Origin of the sequence: Epibacterium sp. MM17-32 (assembly GCF_022348205.1) — a bacterium.
In the GTDB taxonomy this organism is placed as follows: Bacteria; Pseudomonadota; Alphaproteobacteria; order Rhodobacterales; family Rhodobacteraceae; genus Epibacterium.
The window spans coordinates 1-2,500 of sequence record NZ_JAKRFC010000032.1 but is presented as its reverse complement, the minus strand read 5'-3'; the positions used below and the strand labels follow the sequence as shown (position 1 = coordinate 2,500).

Annotated in this window: 1 tRNA gene and 2 rRNA genes (1 of these 3 cut by a window edge); all 3 read left to right on the top strand. The window is 53.8% G+C overall.

What is annotated here, in order from left to right:
• A 23S ribosomal RNA gene (locus MHM88_RS22965) occupies window positions 1–2,068 on the top strand; it begins 763 nt to the left of the window's first position.
• A 183-nt stretch (window positions 2,069–2,251) separates the two neighbouring features.
• Window positions 2,252–2,366 (top strand): 5S ribosomal RNA (gene rrf / locus MHM88_RS22960).
• Between the two features lie 55 nt (window positions 2,367–2,421).
• A tRNA-Met gene (locus MHM88_RS22955) sits at window positions 2,422–2,498 on the top strand.
• Window positions 2,499–2,500: the final 2 nt, after the last annotated feature.

Genomic DNA, 2,500 nt, shown 5'->3' with positions numbered 1-2,500 from the left:
ACACCTGTTGAAAAAGGTCGGGATGAGTTGTGCCTAGGGGTGAAAGGCCAATCAAACTCGGAGATAGCTGGTTCTCTGCGAAATCTATTTAGGTAGAGCGTCATCCGAATACCCCGGGGGGTAGAGCACTGGATGGGTAATGGGGCCCCACAGGCTTACTGATCCTAACCAAACTCCGAATACCCGGGAGTACTAGATGGCAGACACACTGCGGATGCTAACGTCCGTAGTGGAGAGGGAAACAACCCTGACCTCCGGCTAAGGCCCCTAATTCATGGCTAAGTGGGAAAGCAGGTGGGATGTCCAAAACAACCAGGAGGTTGGCTTAGAAGCAGCCATCCTTTAAAGATAGCGTAACAGCTCACTGGTCTAAATAAGACGTCCTGCGGCGAAGATGTAACGGGGCTCAAGCCATGAGCCGAAGCCGAGGATGCACATAGTGCATGGTAGCAGAGCGTAGTGTGACATAGAACAGCTCCTCCTTAACGCCTTCGGGCGTATTGGAGGAACAGTTCTTTCGATGAAGCGGGCGCGTGAGCGATCCCGTGGAGAGATCACTAGCGAGAATGATGACATGAGTAGCGACAAAGAGTGTGAGAGACACTCTCGCCGAAAGTCCAAGGGTTCCTGCTTAAAGCTAATCTGAGCAGGGTAAGCCGGCCCCTAAGCCGAGGCCGAAAGGCGTAGGCGATGGGAACCAGGTTAATATTCCTGGGCCAGGAGGATGTGACGGATTGCGAAGGTAGTTTGCTCTTATCGGATTGAGCAGGCTGCTGAGCAGTCCCTGGAAATAGCCCTCCATCAGACCGTACCCTAAACCGACACAGGTGGACTGGTAGAGAATACCAAGGCGCTTGAGAGAACGATGTTGAAGGAACTCGGCAAAATACCTCCGTAAGTTCGCGAGAAGGAGGCCCGGGTTCAAGGCAACTTGGATCCGGGGGCACAAACCAGGGGGTGGCGACTGTTTATTAAAAACACAGGGCTCTGCGAAGTCGCAAGACGACGTATAGGGTCTGACGCCTGCCCGGTGCCTGAAGGTTAAAAGGAGGGGTGAGAGCTCCGAATTGAAGCCCAGGTAAACGGCGGCCGTAACTATAACGGTCCTAAGGTAGCGAAATTCCTTGTCGGGTAAGTTCCGACCTGCACGAATGGCGTAACGACTTCCCCGCTGTCTCCAACATCGACTCAGCGAAATTGAATTGCCTGTCAAGATGCAGGCTTCCCGCGGTTAGACGGAAAGACCCCGTGCACCTTTACTACAGCTTCGCACTGGCATCAGGATTGTGATGTGCAGGATAGGTGGTAGGCATCGAAACTGAAACGCAAGTATCAGTGGAGCCAACCTTGAGATACCACCCTTCGCACTCTTGATGTCTAACCGCGGTCCCTAAACGGGATCCGGGACCCTGCGTGGCGGGTAGTTTGACTGGGGCGGTCGCCTCCTAAAGCGTAACGGAGGCGCGCGAAGGTGGGCTCAGAGCGGTCGGAAATCGCTCGTTGAGTGCAATGGCAAAAGCCTGCCTGACTGCGAGACTGACAAGTCGAGCAGAGACGAAAGTCGGCCATAGTGATCCGGTGGTCCCGAGTGGAAGGGCCATCGCTCAACGGATAAAAGGTACGCCGGGGATAACAGGCTGATACTGCCCAAGAGTCCATATCGACGGCAGTGTTTGGCACCTCGATGTCGGCTCATCTCATCCTGGGGCTGGAGCAGGTCCCAAGGGTACGGCTGTTCGCCGTTTAAAGAGGTACGTGAGCTGGGTTTAGAACGTCGTGAGACAGTTCGGTCCCTATCTGCCGTGGGTGTAGGATACTTGAGAGGAGTTGCCCCTAGTACGAGAGGACCGGGGTGAACGATCCACTGGTGGACCTGTTATCGTGCCAACGGTAGTGCAGGGTAGCTATGATCGGAAAGGATAACCGCTGAAGGCATCTAAGCGGGAAGCCCCCCTCAAAACAAGGTATCCCTGAGGGCCGTGGAAGACCACCACGTCAATAGGCCGGAGATGTAAGCGCAGCAATGCGTTCAGTTGACCGGTACTAATCGCCCGATTGGCTTGATCTGATCCAGTAAAAGACAGCCAAAAACCAAAAAGCAAAATACTTGGACAACCTGTTGATGATCTCGATCCTGGAGCGCGCCGTAAACCGGCAAGCCATCCGGAGGCTTACGAGACTTGATACTCAAGTCTCTCAAAGCCGACCGAATAACCTCCACAGGATCAAAGATCATGGGATGATTATTCGGTTTGGTGGCCAGAGCACAAGCGAAACACCCGGTCCCTTCCCGAACCCGGAAGTTAAGCGCTGTTGCGCCGATGGTACTGCGTCTTAAGGCGTGGGAGAGTAGGGCACCGCCAAACCTAATAATCACCCCAAAAACAAAAAACTCTCTAAACAAAACACAAAAACAAACACCGCGGGATGGAGCAGCCAGGTAGCTCGTCAGGCTCATAACCTGAAGGTCGTAGGTTCAAATCCTACTCCCGCAACCAAA